18 protein-coding genes are annotated in these 21943 nt (G+C 31.1%); 13 read left to right on the top strand and 5 right to left on the bottom strand.

The window, feature by feature from the left end; genetic code table 11:
- Nucleotides 1-29: 29 nt before the first annotated feature.
- From IEW75_RS07895 to IEW75_RS07865, 7 genes are all read left to right on the top strand, one after another.
- Nucleotides 30-1976: a heavy metal translocating P-type ATPase gene (locus IEW75_RS07895; protein WP_134248648.1), complete on the top strand. Its 1947-nt coding sequence runs from the start codon at nt 30-32 to the stop codon at nt 1974-1976.
- 64 nt (nt 1977-2040) lie between these two features.
- The gene (locus IEW75_RS07890) at nt 2041-2625 is read left to right on the top strand and encodes a methyltransferase family protein (RefSeq protein WP_134248649.1); all 585 of its coding nucleotides are present in this window, start codon (nt 2041-2043) and stop codon (nt 2623-2625) included.
- Nucleotides 2626-4079: 1454 nt separating this feature from the next.
- A complete protein-coding gene (locus IEW75_RS07885; RefSeq protein WP_134248650.1) occupies nt 4080-4484 on the top strand; it encodes a DUF6943 family protein in 405 nt (134 codons plus the stop codon).
- A 128-nt stretch (nt 4485-4612) separates the two neighbouring features.
- Nucleotides 4613-4981, top strand: coding sequence for a DUF2493 domain-containing protein (locus IEW75_RS07880; protein ID WP_134248651.1), 369 nt, complete (start codon nt 4613-4615; stop codon nt 4979-4981).
- 255 nt (nt 4982-5236) lie between these two features.
- A complete protein-coding gene (locus tag IEW75_RS07875) occupies nt 5237-6064 on the top strand; it encodes an FRG domain-containing protein (protein WP_134248652.1) in 828 nt (275 codons plus the stop codon).
- Between the two features lie 173 nt (nt 6065-6237).
- Nucleotides 6238-6744: a hypothetical protein gene (locus IEW75_RS07870; protein ID WP_134248653.1), complete on the top strand. Its 507-nt coding sequence runs from the start codon at nt 6238-6240 to the stop codon at nt 6742-6744.
- 268 nt (nt 6745-7012) lie between these two features.
- A complete protein-coding gene (locus IEW75_RS07865; RefSeq protein WP_134248654.1) occupies nt 7013-7609 on the top strand; it encodes an outer membrane beta-barrel protein in 597 nt (198 codons plus the stop codon).
- 1281 nt (nt 7610-8890) lie between these two features.
- Here the strand turns inward: IEW75_RS07865 and IEW75_RS07860 are convergent.
- The 4 genes from IEW75_RS07860 to IEW75_RS07845 are packed head-to-tail and all read right to left on the bottom strand — an operon-like array spanning nt 8891 to nt 10481.
- Entirely contained in the window at nt 8891-9064 is a 174-nt protein-coding gene (locus IEW75_RS07860) for a hypothetical protein (protein WP_188703998.1), read from the bottom strand.
- 5 nt (nt 9065-9069) lie between these two features.
- Nucleotides 9070-9327: a hypothetical protein gene (locus IEW75_RS07855; RefSeq protein WP_134248655.1), complete on the bottom strand. Its 258-nt coding sequence runs from the start codon at nt 9325-9327 to the stop codon at nt 9070-9072.
- Between the two features lie 3 nt (nt 9328-9330).
- Entirely contained in the window at nt 9331-9726 is a 396-nt protein-coding gene (locus IEW75_RS07850; RefSeq protein ID WP_134248656.1) for a DUF5675 family protein, read from the bottom strand.
- The gene (locus IEW75_RS07845; protein ID WP_134248657.1) at nt 9726-10481 is read right to left on the bottom strand and encodes a hypothetical protein; all 756 of its coding nucleotides are present in this window, start codon (nt 10479-10481) and stop codon (nt 9726-9728) included. Before IEW75_RS07845 ends, IEW75_RS07850 begins: the two co-directional genes overlap by 1 nt.
- 157 nt (nt 10482-10638) lie before the next feature.
- On the opposite strand from IEW75_RS07845, the gene IEW75_RS07840 reads away from it, so the two are divergent.
- The 6 genes from IEW75_RS07840 (at nt 10639) to IEW75_RS07815 (ending at nt 18994) form a co-directional block, all read left to right on the top strand.
- Nucleotides 10639-10842, top strand: coding sequence for a hypothetical protein (locus tag IEW75_RS07840; protein WP_134248658.1), 204 nt, complete (start codon nt 10639-10641; stop codon nt 10840-10842).
- Nucleotides 10843-10955: 113 nt separating this feature from the next.
- Nucleotides 10956-12494, top strand: coding sequence for a Fic family protein (locus IEW75_RS07835; protein ID WP_134248659.1), 1539 nt, complete (start codon nt 10956-10958; stop codon nt 12492-12494).
- Between the two features lie 640 nt (nt 12495-13134).
- Entirely contained in the window at nt 13135-14169 is a 1035-nt protein-coding gene (locus IEW75_RS07830) for a S1C family serine protease (protein ID WP_134248660.1), read from the top strand.
- A gap of 47 nt (nt 14170-14216) precedes the next feature.
- Nucleotides 14217-15302 carry an AI-2E family transporter gene (locus tag IEW75_RS07825; protein WP_134248661.1) on the top strand — a complete coding sequence of 362 codons (1086 nt, stop codon included), beginning with the start codon at nt 14217-14219 and terminating at the stop codon, nt 15300-15302.
- 378 nt (nt 15303-15680) lie between these two features.
- Nucleotides 15681-16721, top strand: a complete 1041-nt coding sequence (locus tag IEW75_RS07820) for a glycoside hydrolase family 130 protein (RefSeq protein WP_134248662.1) — start codon at nt 15681-15683, stop codon at nt 16719-16721.
- Nucleotides 16721-18994, top strand: coding sequence for a glycosyltransferase (locus tag IEW75_RS07815; RefSeq protein WP_134248663.1), 2274 nt, complete (start codon nt 16721-16723; stop codon nt 18992-18994). The genes IEW75_RS07820 and IEW75_RS07815 overlap by 1 nt, the downstream gene beginning before the upstream one ends.
- Before the next feature lie 19 nt (nt 18995-19013).
- Here the strand turns inward: IEW75_RS07815 and IEW75_RS07810 are convergent, their stop codons facing one another.
- Complete coding sequence (locus tag IEW75_RS07810; RefSeq protein WP_229714413.1) at nt 19014-21680, bottom strand: cation-translocating P-type ATPase; 2667 nt, start codon at nt 21678-21680, stop codon at nt 19014-19016.
- Between the last annotated feature and the right edge of the window lie 263 nt (nt 21681-21943).

Genomic DNA, 21943 nt, shown 5'->3' with positions numbered 1-21943 from the left:
ACTTAATTTTGACTTAAATAGTTCAAATTATGAGTAAAGACAACGAATGCCAAGATGGTGCCTGTGCAATAGATTATACAAAAGATACCACTGTATCTAAAAACACTTTAGCCATAAACAAAGCGTATATAATTCCAATAATAAGTTTGCTTTTTCTAGTGTTGGGTATTGGACTTGATTTTTTTGAAGTTCCTTTTTTCAAAGCTCCTTTTCCCTTAATATGGTTTGGTGTAATTTATATGCTTATTGGTGGTCCTGTTCTTTTAAAAGCTGTAAAATTAATCGTTAAAGGAGCAATATACAATGAGTTTGTTCTAATGTCGGTTGCAACCTTAGGTGCATTTTTAATTGGCTCCTATGAAGAAGGTGTTGCTGTTATGCTGTTTTATGTAGTAGGAGAACTATTTCAAGAAAGTGCAGTCAACAAAGCCAAACGATCTATTGAAGCCTTGTTAAAAGTTCAGGTTGAAGAAGTAACAATTATTGAGAATGAATTAACCTTCGTAAAACATCCCAAAGATGTTAAAATTGGTCAAATAATAAGGGTTAAAGCAGGCGAAAAAATAGCTTTAGATGGCGAATTAATTTCAAATGATGCCATTTTAAATACAGCTGCATTAACAGGAGAATCCGTTCCTAAAAACAGTAAGAAAGGAGAGCAAGTGCTAGCAGGAATGGTAAATCTTACCAAAGTCATAGAAATAAAAGTTACCAGTAAATTTGAAGACACCAAACTCTCTAAAATTCTTAAATTGGTGCAAGAGGCAGTTGGTAAAAAAGCAAAGACCCAACTTTTAATTAGTCGTTTAGCTAAAATTTATACCCCAATTGTTTTTTGGTTGGCAATTGCATTAGTTATAGTACCCTACTTTTTTCTTGGGGATAATTATATATTTCAAGTTTGGTTACAACGTGCCTTAATATTCCTAGTAATATCGTGTCCTTGTGCCTTGGTAATTTCTATACCACTTGGATATTTTGGTGGAATAGGTGCAGCATCACAAAATGGTATTTTATTTAAAGGTTCTAATTATTTGGATTTAATAACCAAAGTAGATACTGTGGTTATGGATAAAACAGGCACTTTAACAAAAGGTGTTTTTGAAGTTCAGGAAATTGTAACCTCAAACATTGATAAGAATTTACTTTTAGAATTAGTAGCTGTCTTAGAATCCAATTCTACACATCCCATTGCACAAGCAATTGTCAATTATGTAAAAATTGATAACTCAAAATTGAAAGCAACGGCTATTGAAGAAATTTCAGGGTATGGAATGAAAGGGCAAATTGGGGAGTATGAAGTTTTGGCTGGTAATTCTAAATTGTTACAAAAATTCAAGATTCCTTTTGATGAAACTATAAATTCAAATGACAAAACAATTGTTGTTGTTGCCATAAACCAGCAATATGCAGGATATATTACTATTTCCGACACCTTAAAAGAGGATGCACAAAAGGCAATTACCAATTTACATAAAATCCCAAAAATAATTGAAGTAGTAATGCTTTCGGGCGATAAACAAGCAGTTGTTGACACCATTGCAAATAAATTAGGGATTGATAAGGCAATAGGGGATTTACTTCCTGAAGATAAAATTTCAGAAGTAGAAAAATTGAAAGCAATGGGAAGAACAATTGCTTTTATAGGCGATGGAATTAATGATGCTCCTGTAATTACAATAGCTGATGTAGGTATGGCAATGGGTGGTTTAGGAAGTGATGCAGCCATTGAAACTGCCGACGTTGTAATACAAACCGATCAACCTTCAAAAATTGTAACTGCTATTCAAATCGGAAATGCAACCAACAAAATTATATGGCAAAACATCTGGTTGGCGTTGAGTGTAAAAATACTTGTTTTAATTCTTGGTGCTTGGGGAATGGCAACAATGTGGGAAGCTGTTATTGCCGATGTAGGAGTTGCATTATTGGCCATTTTAAATGCGGTTCGTATTCAAAAAATGAAGTGGAATTAAATAAATCAATTAACTTTTAGAGAATAAATATCTCTGCAAATTATAAAGGAAAACGATATAAAAAATGATAGAAAAAATATATTTAGGGCTCATACTTGTGTTTTTTATTCTGGCTTTTTCTATTAGAAATATAAAGACATATTTAGCTACAAAGCAATCCATAAGAGGTAAATCTATAAAATTATCAATGTCGATTTTTATTTCGACAATGATGTATGTAATCATAATGCTCCGTTTAACATTACTTAAACCAAAATGGTTTATTGAAATTGATTTATCACAATACGTTTGGTTTAAAATATTAGGGATTGGACTTGTTTTTATTGGTTTTATGATAGGTGTTTTTGCACTAATTGAAATGAAAAATTCTTGGAGAGTAGGTATAAAATATGATCAAAAAACCAAATTAATTACAACAGGAATTTATAGCATTAGTCGAAACCCTTATTTTTTATCTTATAACATTCTTTTTTTAGGATACATTCTAATTTTTCCATCAATTATCTTAATCGTTTTATATGTGCTACTCGTAGCCATTTTTCATAAAATGATTTTGGAGGAAGAGGGATATTTACAGTCTGTGCATAAAATAAATTATATAGAATACAAAAGAAAAGTCAACCGATATTTAACAATAAACTTAAAATAATTTAAGATCCATTTTTTCATTTTAGTTGCCATTGTGTTATAAATAATGGCTCCATCTCCAGCAGTATTCCGTTTCATTACATTTCACTACATACAGCTTTCAATTCACACGCATAAGAACTTCCTTTCAGTCAGTACTTATCTCTGCCTTTGCGCTCTCTGAAATTCGTTTCCATTAGGATATACAGTACAAATCACAAACATCCGTGCAGGTAATAAGGTGTTCGTCAATTGCTCCGTTTTGTTTCATAAAATACAATTAAAAACACTCCTTTGTCGTATTTGTACTTGCCGTTCGTTGCACTACAATTTGTGCTCCAGTGGGTGCTCATTGCAGCGCACTCACTTATTTTATTTCACACACTACACGCATTCCTCACCCACAGCTATTTTTTGCACCCAAACCCTCTAATGTTTTGCTACGCAAGACATTTTATTGGGTACAACCGCTGTTTCATAATTTTGGCTCGCCTGCTGCTCACTCCGGGCTAATCGGGTTGTCACAGTTTTTGCAGTACTTACTTCAGAAATAGAAAAATCCATTTTGCATATAATTTAACCCTTGTCCTCGCGAAAGCGGGGAACGGTTTATCGCGTATCAAATCATCTTTGATATATGGTAATACAACTTCTTAGGGCTTAAACCATATTGCAAACACACACAAGAGCAAGATATTTCGTTCATCATTTCTCGTTTTGGCACTTCGCTAATCCAACAGCATTAATAATTAGCATCCAATCTAACCAACAATTTAAAACAAGTAGATACTAACCAAAAGCGAAGTGCACAGCACGCTGCATTCTTCACTCAATAGCTTGCACTTGCCTTTTCCACCTCATACATTTGATTACAAAAAAAAGTAAGCAAAAACAGCGCCAACCCTGCGTGTACCACGTAGTTGTTGCACGCACTTATGCTGAAAAAGCAACGTGCTTTTGCCCCAACACCCTTCGTTCAACTCGCCTGGCGGCTCGCCTAAATGCTATCGCATTTGTCGTGCGATTACCTGCGAAACAAACTTTTTTCTTATTTTAGTAACGTTATTTCAGCATTGGATTAATAATCCCTTGTGATGGGTAACATTAACCAAAGTGTAGTTCCTGTTGGACTGTATCCTTCAAGGCAATGGCTTTGGTTTTTTACTTTTCGTACAATATTATAATCCTACTTCAAAAAAAATAAAAAAAGACAGCAAAATTAGAATGCTCCCTTTATCAATTGCTTAAAGTCTATAAAGTTCAAGCCCTCTGGGTTTTGAAAAAAATCTCCACCTCACAATTGTTCGTCTCCGATTTTTTATAAAAACTCAGGTTGTATTTTTCTCAAAAAACTTGACAGCCTTTGCCTCGCATCAAAACCTGCTGCTTTCTTTTTTTATCTTTTTTCTTTTCAACTTTTTGTTTTCAAAATTTAATATGCGGAACGCAGTGAAGCATAACTTTAATTGCGTACCTATGTCAACTTATGAAATCAAAACCCACCAACCAGGAAGAACCTACAACACACCGCACTTTTTTATCTTATCGAAAGGCCTAAACAGCGGCAGACCGATGAACCAGCCTTGTCCAAACTGTTTTGTGATTACAACAGCTGCAGAACCTACCCGGGAATCCTTGTATTACTTGTGCTTATCACTTAAAACAGGTCAATACTTCAGCTATTATCTAAAAGGAAGTGTTATCCCATTTATATGTATTTCAGATGCTAAAAAAGTAATCAATGAAGCACTCCAAAACAACCAGGAGCAACAATGGCAAATGAAAGTTGAAAAGCTAAAAAAAATCAATGTTTTTGAAGAAAACCTAAAACAACAACTATCAGCAATCAAGCAATTAAAAATTACCTTGTTGAGGTCCTAAAAAAATAACAAGCAAAATGCCTGGCCGTCACACTGAGCGCAGTCGAAGTGAGCTAGGCATTTAATAAGAGCCAAACAGTCATCCTGAACTTGATTCAGGATCTCACTATCATTAAACGAAAACACCGTATGAAAATTATTATTGCCGGAAGCCGAACCTTCACCGACTACAAAAAACTACATGAAATTTGCGACAACATTCTCCAGGATCAAACAGATGTTGAAATTGTAACTGGAGCTTACTACAAAGGAGCCGACTTACTTGGTGAACAATACGCAACTGAAAAAGGATTTCGATTAACAAAATTCCCTGCAGATTGGAAAAGCTTTGGAAGAGCTGCAGGACCAAAACGCAACGAACAAATGGCAAATTATGCTGACGCATTAATTGCCTTTTGGGATGGGAAAAGTAAAGGAACTAAACATATGATTGAGGTATCCAAAAAAGAAAATTTAATAGTTAAGATTATAAATTTTTTAACGTCATCCTCAGCTTGACTGGGGATCTCAATCCTAGTTTATAAAATGGCAATAATACCAAAATAACACATACTGTATTTAATATTATTTTAAATTAACAACAACCATATTTTTTAATCACTTTTTTATTAAATTAGTGCTTTTAAAAAAATTGCAATTTCAACAAATAATAAAATAATCTAAATCTACTTTTAAACTCTATTTATTAAGGGGTAAAAGAGAAAAAACAATGTATATAACAAGTTAGCTGCCATTAAGATTGATAAGTAAACTATGAAATTATTTAAAGAAATAGAATTTAACAGCTGGAATAAACTAAAAAGTTTCTTATGTGAATTAAATACAGATTGGTGCTTTAGAGGTCAATCAGATTACAAAATGGACCTAGTGACTACTATGGACAGAATAGAAATTAAAAATAATAATTCAGAATACAAAAGAGATTATGAAAGTTATATGATTAGAGAGTTTAAGCGTCATACAGAATGGCATTATAATAAGCCACACTTGATAAGTTCGAATTTTCAAATAGTATCTCTTATGCAACATCACGGAGCACCAACTAGATTGTTGGATTTTACGACATCACCGTATGTAGCATCTTTTTTCGCAATTGATTCTTCAAAAGATTTTTGCTCAATATATGCTATAAATTATATGGATTTACAAAGATCATCTCATTCACTTTTCGTTTCGAAATGGGATGATGATAGCGATCAAGTGAATGAATATAAGTATTCTGATGGCCTAATCACAGATAATGTTTTTGATAAATTAATTTTAGGAGAAAGACAATTTCCATTTGTGGAACTGGTACTACCTTTTTCTTTTTTTGAGAGATTGATAAGACAACAAGGAGTATTTTTATGCCAAGGTGATATAAACTCTAATTTTGAAACAAACTTACTTTCTAATTTTTCCATTACAAAAAAAACAGATTATTCTCCAATGTATAAAATCAAGATTCCTATAAAGTGGAAAATGGAAATTCTTAAAGATTTAAATAGAATGAATATAAATCACTCAACATTATTTCCAGATTTAGATGGTTTTTTCAAATCTCTTAAAAACACATTTGATGTATATTCAACAAAAGAATAAAATCTAAAATACCTGTTTAAAAACGGCAGCTAACACCTCATATAATTTATGCTTGCATTTGAACTAACACAAACGACAAACATTCAACTAACGATTTGCTACGGCAGAAAAATCTCCGATTTTCCAGTCGCACAAATCATATAAAATCACGTAAAACATTTAAGACAAACTTTATGAATAAGAAAATTTGGATATTAATTCTAATTATTAACTCAACTTTTGGGTTTTCTCAAACTGAAAACAAAAATTTAAATTCTCAACTTGGAGAAATGAAAAAATTCTTTCTTGCTGAAGATTATGAGAACTTTGCCGATTTCACCTACCCAAAAATTATCGAAATGATGGGTGGAAAATCTAATATGGTGAAAGCTACCAAACAAGGAATGAATAAAATGAAAAGTGATGGTTTCTCTTTCACTGATTTAAATTTCAAAAACCCTTCTGAATTCTTAAAAAAAGAAAATGAATTACAATGCGCTTTGACTCAGGTAATTGTTATGAAAACACCTCGTGGAAAAATAGAATCTGAATACACCTTAATTGGAATATCGAATGACGATGGACAAAATTGGACTTTTATTGATACTTCTGGAAAAGATAAAGAAACAATGCTTAAGTATTTTCCAAACTTACATAATGAAATTACAATTAAACCGAAAAAGCAAAAACTAATTGAATAAAAAACGCTTTACAACAATGGCTATAAGTAATTGCTTGTTCTCGCCTACTTCTGAAAATCCTCGCGGATTTTCAGTTTGGTTTGTACTTGTAAAATTAAGTGCTAACCCGCGCAACTACTCATAGCCTAAACAGCTATGCACAAGTTGCCTTGAAACCAAACTAACTTAATCATTCTAAATAAAAAAGTAGAATCCAGAAACTACTATAAAAAACGGGGAGAAATCCGAAAATCCAAAGAGTAGGAAATTTTAAACACAATAAATTATTATGAAAAAAGTATTTTTTTTAGCAATTACATTAGCTTTTACGAATGTTATTTTTGCACAAACCGAACAAGGTAAATTTGTATTATCAGGGGCAACAGGGTTACAATTCATCAGTAGTAATATTGATTATGAATATGACGGACAATCATTAGGTGATGTTACTCAAAGTTCATTTTCTATTATGCCTTCTATAGGTTATTTTGTAATGGACAATTTGGCTGTTGGATTATCTGCTAATTTTTCTTCTACCACTCAAAAAGATTATGGAGATAAATATACAGTTACTTCTACAATGTTATTACCAACAGCATTGTATTATTTTCCTGTAGAGGGTCAATTCAAACCTTTATTACAAGTAGGAGCTGGCCTAATGTCTGCAAAAGAAAAATATAGTTATGATGGAGGTAGTGATGAAGATAAAATGAGTGGGCTTGCTTTAAATTTTGGAGGAGGAGCTGCTTATTTTATAAATGATTATGTTTCTTTGAATTTCGGACTATCATATACTATGGCTAATCTAAAGAATAGTGATGATTCTGATTTTGTACAAAAACAAGGAAATTTCGCAGCTAATATTGGGTTTTCAGTATTTTTATAATTAATTAAATAATTTTCACAAAAAGTTTAATTATAACTATAGAAATAAAAACCAATGCATAACCCTATATAAAATTAAATGCTTAATAAAAGCCTGGCTAAAAATAGCTAGGCTTTATTTTTTTGAAAACAACCTCCGTAACAAACAAGAAACAAAAAAATGGAGGTTAATAATCAATCAACAAAATTTCCTACAGATTAGAAATCATACTAAAAAGCTGTAGATCCAAAACGCAACGAACAAATGGCAAAATATGCCGATGCCTTAATTGCCTTTTGGGATGGAAAAAGTAAAGGAACAAACATATGATTGAGGTATCCAAAAAAGAAAATTTAATAGTCAAGATTATAAATTTTGAAACGTCATCCTCAGCTTGACTGGGGATCTCATTCCTAGTTTATAAAATGGCAATAATACCAAAATAACACATACTATATTTAATATTATTTTAAATTATCAACAACTATATTTTTTAAACTCTTTTTTGTTAAATTAGTACATTGAAAAAATTGCAATTTCAACAAATGATAATATAATCTAAAATTACTTTTAACCTTTATTTATTAAGGAATAAAAGAGAAAAAATAATGTATATAACAAGTTGCAAAATATTACCGAAATTACGTTTTGCACGATAAAAGTTCTTTAAAAGTAAAATTTTTGTTGCTCGACAAACTTCAGTTTGACTTCTACTCTATCGGATTGAAAATTGAATCGGTTAGATTTTAGCACAATTGCGGATTTGAGCATTGAAATCGGAAATAGTTTTTAAGATAAATTAAACTAAACCGACAAATTCCAGATTTTAATAATTGAATCGGAATTGAGCAATGAAATTGGAAAAACTTATTAAAACGCACGATTTAAGAATTGAAACGGAAAAAGTTTTTAAGACAAAATAAAACTAAATTGACAAATCTCAGATTTTAATAATTGAATCGGGATTGAGCAATGAAATTGGAAAAAATCATTAAAACGTACGATTTGAGAATTGAACCGGGAAAGTTTTTTAGACAAATTAATACTAAAATGACAAATTCCAGATTTTATCAAAATTACAAAGATTTAAAAGTTCAAACAGTACAATTTAAGAAAATAGATTAACACGATTAAAAAATAACATTTTGCAACACCTCATATAATTTATGCTTAAATTTGAACTAGTACAAACGACAAACATTCAACAAACGATTTGCTACGGCAGAAAAATCTCCGATTTTCCAGTCGCACAAATCATATAAAAACTCGTTAAAAAAAAGCCTGGCTAAAAATAGCTAGGCTTTATTTTTTTGAAAACAACCTCCGCAACAAACAAGAAACAGCAAAACTTACAACCGCCCCAATAACAGCCATAATTATTGTAAAAACAATATCATTAAAAGTGATATTTAAAATAGTGGAGAGAAAAGTGCCTCCAACAATTCCAGAGCGTAGTTGTAAATCATTTTGTTGCATAAATCTTAGTCTTGGTCTTGGTCAAAGTCAGAAGCTTGCACTGAGCTTGTCGAAGTGTCATTATCAGAAACCACCGCCTGACTTACGGCAGTCGCCACAGTTCCGGCAACAGTTAAATAAGTTGCAATAGTTACAATGGTTGCAGGCAATGCAATAGGAACTGCAATAATTGCACCACCAGTTGCGGCCAATGCAATTCCAATATTTCTCAATTTTCTAAAAAAGGTAGGAGTTGGTTTTTTATATCGTTCAGTAATTTTCATAAATTAGTTTTTAATAGTTAAGGTTACTTTTTCTTTTCGGTCAAATGCCTGATAACAACTAGAAAGTATTTTCTGAAATACAATGCGAGATTGCAATCCTTTAGCAATCCCTATAAGTGAACTTACTGGCGCAATACAGCCTTGTAATTCTTTGTTGGCATCATTGGCTGGGTGAATCAAAATCAAACTTCTTTTAGGTACATTCTGCAACACTAAATGATGTTTAAACTTGTCAGAATAACGAGGCTTCAATTCATACACACCTTCAGGAATACACGACACCCTTTTCAAATTTTCTTTCCAGGGCAATTCAATGGTAAAACCTAAAAATTGTTGATTGATAAAAAGGGCACCGTTGGTACCCTCTTTAAAATACGTTCTATGTAAAACAAGTTCCACTATACCGTATCAACTTTTACAATTGATAGTGCATTGTAGGATCCATTTTTCAACGGATACATAGCACCATTTACCTCTTGATAAAATTCAATTCCTAAAATCTGAATAACAGGAAGGACAGAATTTGCAGTAATAGTTGCACTCAAATCAATAGCAGCCGTAGTTGCACTATCATACGGTAAAATGGAAGTTTCATCGTTTTCAAAAGTGGAGGTTTCTGCATCAAAATCTAATTCAGCAACACCAGTAACCACTTTAAAATGCGTTGTGCCATTAGGAGCAGCAATTCTAACTGTTGGTACAAATGCAGCAATACTTACCGTTGCTTCACCAGAAACACGGTCAAAAGCATTTAATGATGGAGTAAACAAGGTAGAACCTAATTTACCATTAGTGTTAAATTCAAACCCCTGAATTAAACTCATATTCCCATCTTGAATAGTTCTTGAACCACGATCATTTACACTGTCTGTTTTTACCACCTTTAAAAGGTCGGTTGTCAATCTGCTGACTACTCTTTTATCTTTTGCATTTTGCAAAAGAATACGAATAGCATTTCGCACAATCTTTCCACCTTTCCCTGCAGCTCCAAATTCAGAACCATTTTCACGTGTTCTTTGAAACGCAGGATCGTTTGCAATTCTGGAAGCATCTACACCGCCTTTTTCACGCGCAAGATCTCCATCAGAAGTTTTATAAAAGGTAATACCTCCGATAGTACCTTTTAGTTTAATAATACCATTTTGTCTAGCCATAATTATTTAAAATTTTTAATTCTCAACAAATGAAAGTATCTTTAAATAAAATTTAAAAAATCAACATCCATCCATTCCGAAACAAACTTTTTGTTCCGAATTAAACACATAGATAAAGTATAGATACTGGTAGGATAAAGTATGGATAGTGTATGAAATGAAAATAATTAGAGCTTGCATATACCCAAAAGACATTCAGTGTATCACTGGTAGAAGTGAACGCTATGGAAGAAAACTACTCAATGAAATAAAAGTGCATTTTGGGAAAGAATCACATCAGTTTGTTACTTCAGAAGAATTTGCAGAATACAGCGGAATCAACATTGAAATTGTAACTGAATATTTACAAAAAGTATCATAGTATTAGGATCTATTAAAAGTATTTTTCACAATTAGTATGTTATTATAAGTGTTTTTCATTGTTTGTAATTGTTTTTCACGTACATTTGATTTAAGTATTTTTCACAAAAACAAATGGAAAAAAAGTGTTATTCACAAGATATAATCGTTTTTCACGGTAGAACAGCTCCTGAAAAAGGTTTGTTGGTAGGTTATGGAGCATTAATTGAAGTGTTTGCATTAGAAATGCCACTACCATTTAAATTGGCCTTGATAAGCACCAAAAACCGTCAGTATAAAACATCTGAATGGCAAGTGTTTACTTCGCGTCATCAACCTGCTGAATCACTATACAAACAACTGATATTTGCTTTGCGATATGAAGGCATAAATTTATTGTTTTTTAAAAAGCTTTTCGAAAAATTATCAATAAATGAGATTGAAGAATTGGTGCAATTTGAACCATTAGGGCAATACAGTCGTAAAATCTGGTTTTTATATGAATGGTTATTTAAAAAACAACTAAACATTCAAGATTTAAAATCGGGGAATTTTGTAGCTTTAATTGATGATAAATTACAATACAGTATTGAGGGATCAAATGTTGCACGTCAACGTATTGTAAATAATTTACCTGGAACAGCTGATTTTTGTCCACTTATTTACAAAACAGAAAAATTAGAGCATTATATTAAATCAAATATTTCTACAAAAAAGAATGATTTTTTAAAAGATATTAGAAAAGACGTGTTACAACGTGCTTCAGCGTTTTTATTATTAAAAGATTCTAAAGCCTCTTTTACAATAGAAGGTGAAAATCCCTCGAATAAGAGAGCTCAACTTTGGGGAAAAGCGATAGGGCAGGCAGGAGCCAAAAATTTAAACAAAGAAGAGTTATTGCGCTTACAACAAATGGTTATTGAAAATACCAGATTTGTTAAAATGGGTTATAGAAAAGAAGGTGGTTTTGTTGGGGAACACGATAGAATAACTGGAGACCCAATACCAGAACATATTTCGGCTAAGTGGCAAGATGTAGAGGAATTAATTGAGGGACTTCTGCAAAGTTTCCAAAGAATGGAAATGTCAAGTTTTGATGCCGTTTTAGTGGCGGCAAAAGTCGCTTTTGGTTTTGTATTTATTCATCCTTTTGTAGATGGTAACGGAAGAATACACCGTTATTTAATACACCACATTTTAGCTAAAATGAATTTCGCACAGCAGGGTGTAATTTTTCCAGTTTCAGCTTCTATTTTAAATCATATTAATGATTATAGAGTAGTGTTAGAATCATATTCACATCCTTTATTAGATTTTATCAACTGGGAAAAAACCAAGAATAATAATGTGGAGGTTTTAAATAATACAATTGATTTTTATAAGTATTTTGACGCTACACCACAGGCTGAGTTTCTATATGATTGCGTTAATGACACCATTAAAAATATAATACCCGAAGAGGTTAATTATCTGCACAAATTTGATGAAATGAAACATTTTTTAGAGAACACTTTTGAAATGCCAGATAATACAGTGGCATTACTGATTCGTTTTTTAGAACAAAATCAGGGGTTACTATCGAAAAGAGCTCAAAAAAATGAATTTTCTGAATTAACAGCGAATGAAATTTTAAATATTGAAAAACGATATAAAGAAATATTTATGAAAGATTAGAATAGAAAATAGAACGAAATCCTCATCAGTTGAAATTCTTTAATTTGTAATGATATCATAAATGAATACATTTCGAATTAAATAAAAAGGGGCAAATTCGGTGTCAGTTAAATTTAATTACTCCGTTAGCCCTTTATTTTTAAGGGTTTTCAGAATAGGTTTTAGTTCCTTCCTCTCTGCGAAAATGAATTTGAAAATGCCTTTTTAGGCGGTTTTAAAATATTATTCAAAAATGAGCAGTAAGAAATACTTACTAGCTCTTTTTTTTTGGAATATTTAGGTTTCCGTTTTTCATTGGAGCTTGTGATTCGTATGCTTGCCCAAGCTAATATTACTGTGCTCAACGCAGTTAACCATCTTTATCTCTACGAAAAATTGGTTCAATCTTTAAAAAAGTTTGGAAAACTATTCGATTATATGACTTTTTTTGTACTGTACTCTTAAAATATATGGTTTTATTAAATCTATAGTTAACTTATTCTGATAACGGATCTGTAATGAATTTCACACTTGTTTTAGAATAGATGTTCAAATGATAAATGTCATACATTCTAATGTTGTTCTTTGATAATGGTCATTTGAATTTTTACAAAAAAATATTCACTTTGCATATAAGAGATTTTTCTTTAAAAACTTTACAATGAAAAATACTTTTTTAATAGTGAGTTTGTTTTTATGCTTAACTGGGTATGGTCAAAATATTGGTGAGCTTTACGAAAAATCAAAAGAAGCTGTGGTGCTTATTAAAACATCTGAATCTGAGGTTGTTGGTCAAGGCTATCAAAAATTAATGTTGAATGTAAAAGGGTTAGGATCAGGTTTTGTAGTTTCAAAAGAAGGCGAAATAATGACAGCTTCTCATGTGGTTCAAACCGCTCAAAATATTATTGTAAAATTTTCAGATGGCGAAGAGGTTTTTGCTGAAGTAGTGAGTTCTTATCCACCAGCCGATGTTGCATTAATTAAATTAATATCAGTAAAAAAGACGCCTTTAAAAGTAGTTAAATTAAGCAATTCGGATAATGTAAAAGTGGGGGATCAAATTTTTGTAATTGGAGCACCTTTTGGTTTGGGAAATTCTTTATCGGTTGGTTATGTTGGTGGGAAATATTCAAATGAAATAAAAGGAGGCTTTGTTACTTCAGAAGTTATTCAAACTGATGCGGCTATAAATGAAGGAAGTTCAGGAGCTCCTATGTTTAATTTAAAGGGAGAAGTAGTTGGGATTTCTAGTTTTATATTAAGCAATTCAAAAGGGTTTCAGGGATTAGGTTTTGCTACAACATCAAATGTGGCAAAGAAAATATTATTAGATGAGCAATCAGTTTGGACAGGAATTGAAGCGCATTTAATTACCGGAACATTGGCTAGAATTTTAAATATTCCCCAAGAAGGTGGTGTTTTAGTGCAAAAGGTAGCTAATTTTTCCTTGGGTGATTTTATGGGGTTAAAAGGGGGATTTTCTAGAATTTATTTTGAAGGTGTGGAGCTTATGGTAGGAGGAGATATTATACTTTCTGTTGAAAATATTAGATTAACAAATCAAGAAAATTTGCATAAAGCGTGGCAGCTTATTCAAAATTTAAAGTCAGGAGATATTTTACAATATACAATTTTAAGAAACGGTTCTATTATAGAAATTGCTAAAGCAATTCCTAAATCAACTTTAAAATAATGAGTAGCTTAAACATTATGCAACATCATTGAAAATTCAAGTGTTCCATGGTACAAATTATAAAAAAACTAACACCTAACCTTCCGAACAGGAAATTTTCTATTCTTGAAATTTTGCTATATACAGTGCTAATTTCAATAGTGCTCTACTTTGGACAAACACTATTTATTCCGCTGAGTTTTTCAATGCTCATTAGCTTTGTTCTTTATCCGATTTGTAAATGGATGGAAAAAAAAGGAATTCATAAAACCGTGAGCATCTTCTTGTCCGTTTCTATTTTATTTATACTATTTATGGGCATCACCTATTTATTATTTTCACAGATTGTTGGATTTTTAAAAGAGTGGGAAGCATTTAAGAATAAATTTCTAGAACTCTTGATACAATTAAATGGTTTTCTAGAAGAGCAATATAATGTTAACGCAAATTTCTTGTCTGAATTACCAAAAAAATTGATGAATAACTCTGGAGTACAAGTATTTTATTCTCTAATAAATACTGCTTATTCAATTTCTATGACGTTCTTTTTTCTGATTATAATCCCAGTTTTTTCGATCTTTATACTTTATTATCGGCAGATGTTAACAAATGTATTATACAATTTCTTCCCTTCAAATAAAAAAAATGATATTCGAGAAGTCCTTACTGAAACAATTAATACCTATTATAATTTTGTGAAAGGTATGTTGTTGGTATATTTAATTGTGGGTGTTTTAAATAGCATAGGCTTAGCTATTCTTGGTATTCCAAACCCAATTGCCTATGGGTTTATTGCTTCAATTCTTACATTTGTTCCTTACATTGGAATTATTATTTCTTCACTTTTGCCAATTGCAATTTCTTGGATAACATTTGATTCTATGTGGTATCCATTGGGTATAATTTTTGTTTTTACAATTGTTCAAATACTGGAAGCAAACATTATATTTCCATTAGTTGTAGGAAACCGTTTAAAATTAAATCCGCTTGTTATTATTATTGCAATTATTTTAGGTGGAATTATTTGGGGAACTGCAGGTTTAATTTTATTTATTCCGTTTATAAGCATTATAAAATTAATTGCCGATCGTACAGAAAGTTTAAAAACCTTGTCCTTATTATTAGGCGTTAACACGCAGCCTAAAAAAATATGATTGATGTTTTTTTTAATTGAATAACTTAAAAACATTATATAAAATCAATAACTATCATATAATAAATTGAAAGGCAGCTTATTTTAGAATTTAAATGCTTTTAGATATTTTTGAAGGCTATAGTAGCCGTCAAAATCTATAATAATTCGGTTTTGATTGAATCCCTAAAAATGATATAAATCAATTTATTTACTTCATAAAGAGTTAAAGTATGATATCTATTATTTACTTTTTTATCTATTGTCAATAGCTTTACACAAGTATTCAATTTCTTTTTAAGAAAAGTATGAGTTTTAGAAATTGCGAGAACAATTCCTAAATCATCTTTAAAATAATTTAAAAGTCTAAAATAGAAGGTAATATTCAAATAGTTTTAAAATGATTAAAGTTAAAAAACATGGAGTTATTTTAGAAAAAACAGCCACTAGTTTTGAAAATGAAAGTGTTTTTAATCCTGCAGTTTATCAAGAGAAGAATACCGTTCATTTATTTTATCGTGCGGTGAGAAAGGGAAATTTTTCATGCATAGGCTATTGTAAATTAGACGGACCGCTAAAAGTAATTGAAAGGTTAAAAGAGCCTTTGCTTGTTCCTGAAACTAGTGAGGAGTTTAAAGGTATTGAAGATCCAAGAATTACAAAAATTGAGGACACCTATTATTTAACGTATTCGGCATATGATGGTATTAATGTTTTTGGTGCGTTTGCAACGTCAAAAGATTTGAAAAATTTTGAAAAAAAGGGCATCATCACTCCAAAATTAACTTTTGAAGAATATGCTGAATTAATAACAAAAAATTACGATCAAATTAGAAAATCACATTATTTGTTTTACGAGCTTTTTTCTAGATATAAAATTTCCGAATTAATGAAAGGTAAAATTTATGTATGGGATAAGAATTTGGCTTTTTTTTCAAAGAAAATTAAAGGAAAACTAGCTGTTTTACATAGGTTGCACCCGTCTATTCAATTACTTTGTTTTACGGATCCAAAAGAACTAACACGCAGTTTTTGGGAAGACTATATTTCTAGTCTAGGAAAACATATTGTATTGCTGCCAAAATTGAAACATGAAAGTAGCCATATTGGAGCTGGTTGTCCACCTATTGAAACTGAAAAAGGATGGTTAATTATCTACCATTCAGCTCAAGCAACAACTAGTGGGTTAATTTACCACGCTTGTGTAGCTTTATTAGATTTAAACAATCCTTTAAAAGTAATTGGAAGATTAAAACAACCACTATTTTCTCCTACTGAAGATTATGAACTAAAAGGAATTGTAAATAATGTTGTTTTTCCAACAGGAACAGCACTTTTTAATGATGAACTTTATATTTATTATGGAGCAGCAGATAGTTGTGTAGCAGTGGCTTCAGTAAATTTAACCAACCTATTAAATAAACTTTTAAAACAAGACTAATGAAACAAGTATCACATAAAACAAAAATTGCTTTTGTTACTACATTTCCACCAACCCAATGTGGTATTGCTACATTTACAAAGGATCTTATTTCGGCCATAAATAATTCATTTAACAAAACATTAAACTGTGTTATTTGTAAAATTAGTACAAAGACTGAAAAATCAGATGTAGTGGAATTTACATTAAATCCAAACATTAAAGAAGAGTACAAATTAGTTGCTGAAGAAATTAATAACAATAGTGCTATTAAGATTGTGCATATTCAACATGAATTTGGGCTGTTTGGGGGGGCATACGGAAATTATTTGATCACATTTTTAGAAGCTTTAAACAAACCAGTCACTTTTACATTTCATAGCGTAATACCTAAGCCCAATAACGAATTAAAATTGTTGGTAAATACGCTAATATCCAAATCGAATTTGGTATTTGTAATGACCAAACAATCTCAAAAAATATTAATGGAAGATTATGGTATTCCAAAGGATTTAATAATATATATTCCCCACGGCACTCATATTGTAGACTACCAAAATACCATTGAAATTAAAGAACAATTTAATTTAGAAAACCGTACCATACTTTCAACTTTTGGACTTTTAAGTCATGGTAAAAGTATTGAGACGGCTTTGAAAGCACTACCTAATATTGTTGCACATACACCCAATGTTTTGTATTTAATACTTGGTAAAACACACCCAAATTCTATTAAAAATAATACCGATACATATCGCAATTATTTAGAAGAATTGGTTGAAGAGTTGCACCTTAAAAACCATGTGCTTTTTATTGATAAATATTTAGAAATTAATGAGTTATTAGCTTATTTAAAAGCAACAGACATCTACTTATTTACATCAAAAGATCCAAACCAAGCTGTTAGCGGAACGTTTTCCTACGCAATGAGTTGTGCCTGTCCAATTGTTGCTACAGCAATACCACATACTAAAGAAGTGCTTACAGAAGATGCAGGTTTATTGGTAGCTATTGAAAATCATGAGCAATTAGCCGAAGCTACTAAAAAGATACTTTCTAATGAAGATTTAAGGCAATCTATGGCAATCTCAGCATTTCAAAAAACAAGAGAATCTTCTTGGGAGAATGTTGCAATAAAGCATGTAAATGCCTACAATAAACTACTTGATAAAAAAGAATCAATAAAATACAATTACCCTCCAATAAAATTGAATCATCTTAAAAAAATGACGACAGAGCTGGGAGTTATTCAATTTTGTAAAATTTCTCAACCTGATAGCTCCTCAGGCTATACGTTAGATGATAACGCTCGTGCTTTAATAGCAATGAGTTTGCATTATAAATTATTTCATAAAAAGGAAGATTTACAGCTTATAAATACGTATTTAAATTTTATAGTACGTTGTCAAAAACCATCGGGTACGTTTGTAAATTATATTGATGAAAACAATTTTGAACATATTAAAAATAGTTATATAAATTTAGAAGATTCTAACGCAAGAGCTGTTTGGGCACTTGGAATGGTAATTTCATTAAAAGACTATTTACCTGTATACATAATAGATAAAGCGATTATTTGCTTTATAAACAGCTTGCCTTGGGTGAAAAATATTTTATCTCCTAGAGCCATTGGTTTTGCAATTAAAGGATTGTATTTGTACTATTCAGTTACTAAACAGCCAGAAATTATATATGTTATAGAAAAATTAGCAAATAATTTAATCTCAAATTACGATTTAACTGAAACCAAGAATTGGAAATGGTTTGAAAATTATTTAACCTATGCCAATAGCGTTTTGCCAGAAGCTATGTTGTGTGCCTATTTAGTTACGGGAAAATCAAACTATAAAAGTGTAGCCATAGATTCTTTTAATTTTTTATTATCTAAGCTATTTGTTAAGAATCAGTTTAAAGTTATTTCAAATAATGGATGGTTTCATAAAGGAATAGCATCTAATATGTATGGTGAACAACCTATTGATGTTTCTTACACCATACAAACATTAGAGTTGTTTTATAAAACAACCAAAGATGTTAAATATAAAAATTTTCAAAAGAAAGCTTTTAATTGGTTTTTAGGGAAGAACCATTTAAATCAAACCATGTACAATCCAATAACTGGAGGATGTTATGACGGATTGGAGAAAACGCATGTAAATTTAAATCAAGGTGCAGAATCAACTATTTGCTATCTTATTGCTAGGCTTATTATGGAAAAAGAAGCTGTTTTACCTCCAAAATATATTAGAAAGAGAAGGTTCAGAAAAAATTTTAAAATTGAAAATATGACTTAAAAGCAGCTAGCGTTGAAAATTAAATCGTCCAACCAATACGTTTTATAAACTGTGCCAATAGTAAAGAACCAAATCCAAATAAGATAATGGTTATTAATTTACTGATAGTTAATGGCGAAATTGAAAGTGCAATTGCAACTAGTGGTGTAAAGTAAGCTATGGAGGTTATTACTATGCATATTACAATTGCAATCCAAATCCATTTATTTGAAGTTACTTCATTATTAAAAAATGATTCTTGACGTTTAGGTAAATTAAAAACATTTAATAATTGGGCAAAAATTAAGGTGAAAAAAGCCATATTATTAATTTCATTGGAAGGTAATTTCAACATATAGTTTGAATATAGTGTTATGCCTAAAACACTTACAGTAATGCACAATCCATAAATAATGGTGGCATTCCACAATTTAGCCGTCATAATAGGTTCGTTAGGCAATCTTGGTGGTTTTTTCATAAGATCTTTTTCGCCTTTTCCAAGTCCTAAAGCTAACGAAGGAAATATATCGGTAACAAGGTTTAAAAATAATATTTGTAAAGGCAATAGAGGTGAAGGCAAATTCAACAATGCGGCAATACCTACTGAAATAATTTCGGCTAAATTACTCGATAATAAATACACCACAAACTGACGAATATTTTCAAAAATAGCCCTTCCTTGGTGTATTGAGAGTTCTATAGACGTAAATTTATCATCCTTTAAGATAACATCAGCTGTTGCTCTTGCAGCTTCCGTCCCTCTTATGCCCATCGCGATTCCTATATCTGCTTTTTTTAAAGCAGGAACATCGTTTACGCCATCTCCAATCATTCCAACAATGGCATTATTTTGTTGAAAAAGTGATATGATGTCCAATTTTTGTTTAGGGGTTACTCTGGCAAAAATTATAGTATTTAAAAGTGTTGCCTTTTTTTCTTCAGAAAGTATTTCAAAAGCTGTTAAATCTTTTCCCAACACTACCATTTCTTTAGCAATATGTTGTGGTAATAAACCTATTTCCTGTGCAACTTTTTTTGCTGTTCCTGGATGGTCACCGGTCATCATAATTACACGAATCCCTGCATTTTTGTAGGTAGTAATGGTTGCTTTAACATCTTCTCTTGGCGGGTCAATAAATCCAATAATGCCAATAAAAGTGAGCTGATGCAAAAAGTTTTCACATGCTGGTATTTTCTCAACATCTTTAAAGGCAAATGCAAGTACTCTTAACCCTTGAGAAGCTAAATTATCTACCTTTTTAATCCATTCTTCTTTATTATTAAAAGGAATTATTTCACCCTTGCTAAGTATCGTATCGCAGCATTCAGCAATGCTTTCAAAGGCACCTTTGGCATATATTTTAAATGTGGAATTGAATTGGTTTACAGTGGCCATCATTTTTCGTTCTGTATCAAAAGCAATTTCCATTTTCTCGGGATATTTTTTTTGAATGAGATGTGGATTGAAGCCTACAAATTCGGCAAAATCATTTAAAGCTAAATCTATGGCATCTCCATGTTTATGATGGTTAGAAAGGAGCGCGTCATTGCACAAAATACTTGTGAGCACCATTTCTTCAAACTCCTTTAATTTTTTTGTTTCAATGCTAAAATGCGCTTTTTTATGGTAAACATTTTCAAAAGAATTAGTTTCAAAAGCAAGTGTATGTACCTTCATTTTATCCTCGGTAAGCGTTCCTGTTTTGTCTGTACAAATAATTGTAGTAGCTCCTAATGTTTGCACAGCTTCTAGTTTTTTAATAATCACTTGTTTTTTGGATAATCGAAGCATACCCTGTGCCAGTGCAATTGTTGCTACAATAGGCAAACCTTCAGGAATGGAGGCAACAGCCAATGCAATTCCGGTTTGTAATATTAACATAAAATCATTCCCTCTATAATATCCGGTAATTATGATAAGAATGGTTAAAAATAGGGTTAACAAAATAAGATGTTTACTTAAATTAGTTAGCTTTTTTTCTAAGGGTGTTTGTGTTTTTTTTGAAGTAATTCCTAATTGTTGAATTTTACCAAGTTCGGTGTGCTTTCCTGTTGCTATTACAATGGCTTTAGCCATTCCTTTAGTTACCAAAGTACCTCTAAAAACCATATTGTTTAATTCAGAAATAGATGTGTTGATTGGTAATACCGCTATTTCTTTTTCAATAGGAAAACTTTCACCAGTTAAAACAGCTTCTTTTACGGTTAAGTTTTCTGAATAGATTAAACGCGCATCAGCAGTAACCATATCTCCAGCTTCTAAAATAACAAGATCTCCGGGAACTAATAATGAAGACTTTAAATGAAGTAAGATACCGCCTCGTAAAACTTTTGTGATTGATTGTCCCATTTTTTGAAGCGCTTCTAAAGACCGTAAGGCCTGTAGTTCCATAAAAAAACCAATGGCAACAGTAATTATTATCACAATAAGTATGGCAATTCCTTCAAGCCAATCTCTAAAAATCAAAGCTAAGAATACAGCGATAAGTAATATGTAAATAATTGGGTTTAAAAGTTGTTCAAAAAGGATGGTAAGCATATTTTTTGACTTTTCTTCGGGTAATTTGTTCTTGCCAAAAATTTCAATTCGAACCTTCGCTTGCTTGGTAGTTAACCCTAAAGTTGAATCACTATCTAATTGTTTAACAACTTCTGCAGGTGTTAAAGTATGTGGTTTTTGAATTATTTTTTGCGAAGAAAAAGTCATTTAAGTATCATTAAATAATGTCAGTTTAGATGATTAAGGTATCGTTAATAGACGGTTTAATAAATGATAGTCATCAGTTCAACGTGTTTAATATTTATTTTTTTAGATATATTTAATTTATAAAAAATAACAACATTAAGGTTAAAAAAGCACGTATTTTAAAGGCATTATGCTTGAGCAAGTATCATTAAAAATTAATTTTTTAATGAATGTTTTTGAACAAAGAAGTGAGACTTGATACGCATCATTTTTTCTTCTTTTTA

The organism is Lutibacter litoralis, assembly GCF_014646675.1.
Taxonomy (GTDB): domain Bacteria; phylum Bacteroidota; class Bacteroidia; order Flavobacteriales; family Flavobacteriaceae; genus Lutibacter; species Lutibacter litoralis.
Note: the sequence above shows the minus strand (reverse complement) of the source record. Positions and strands in the feature narration are given on the sequence as shown.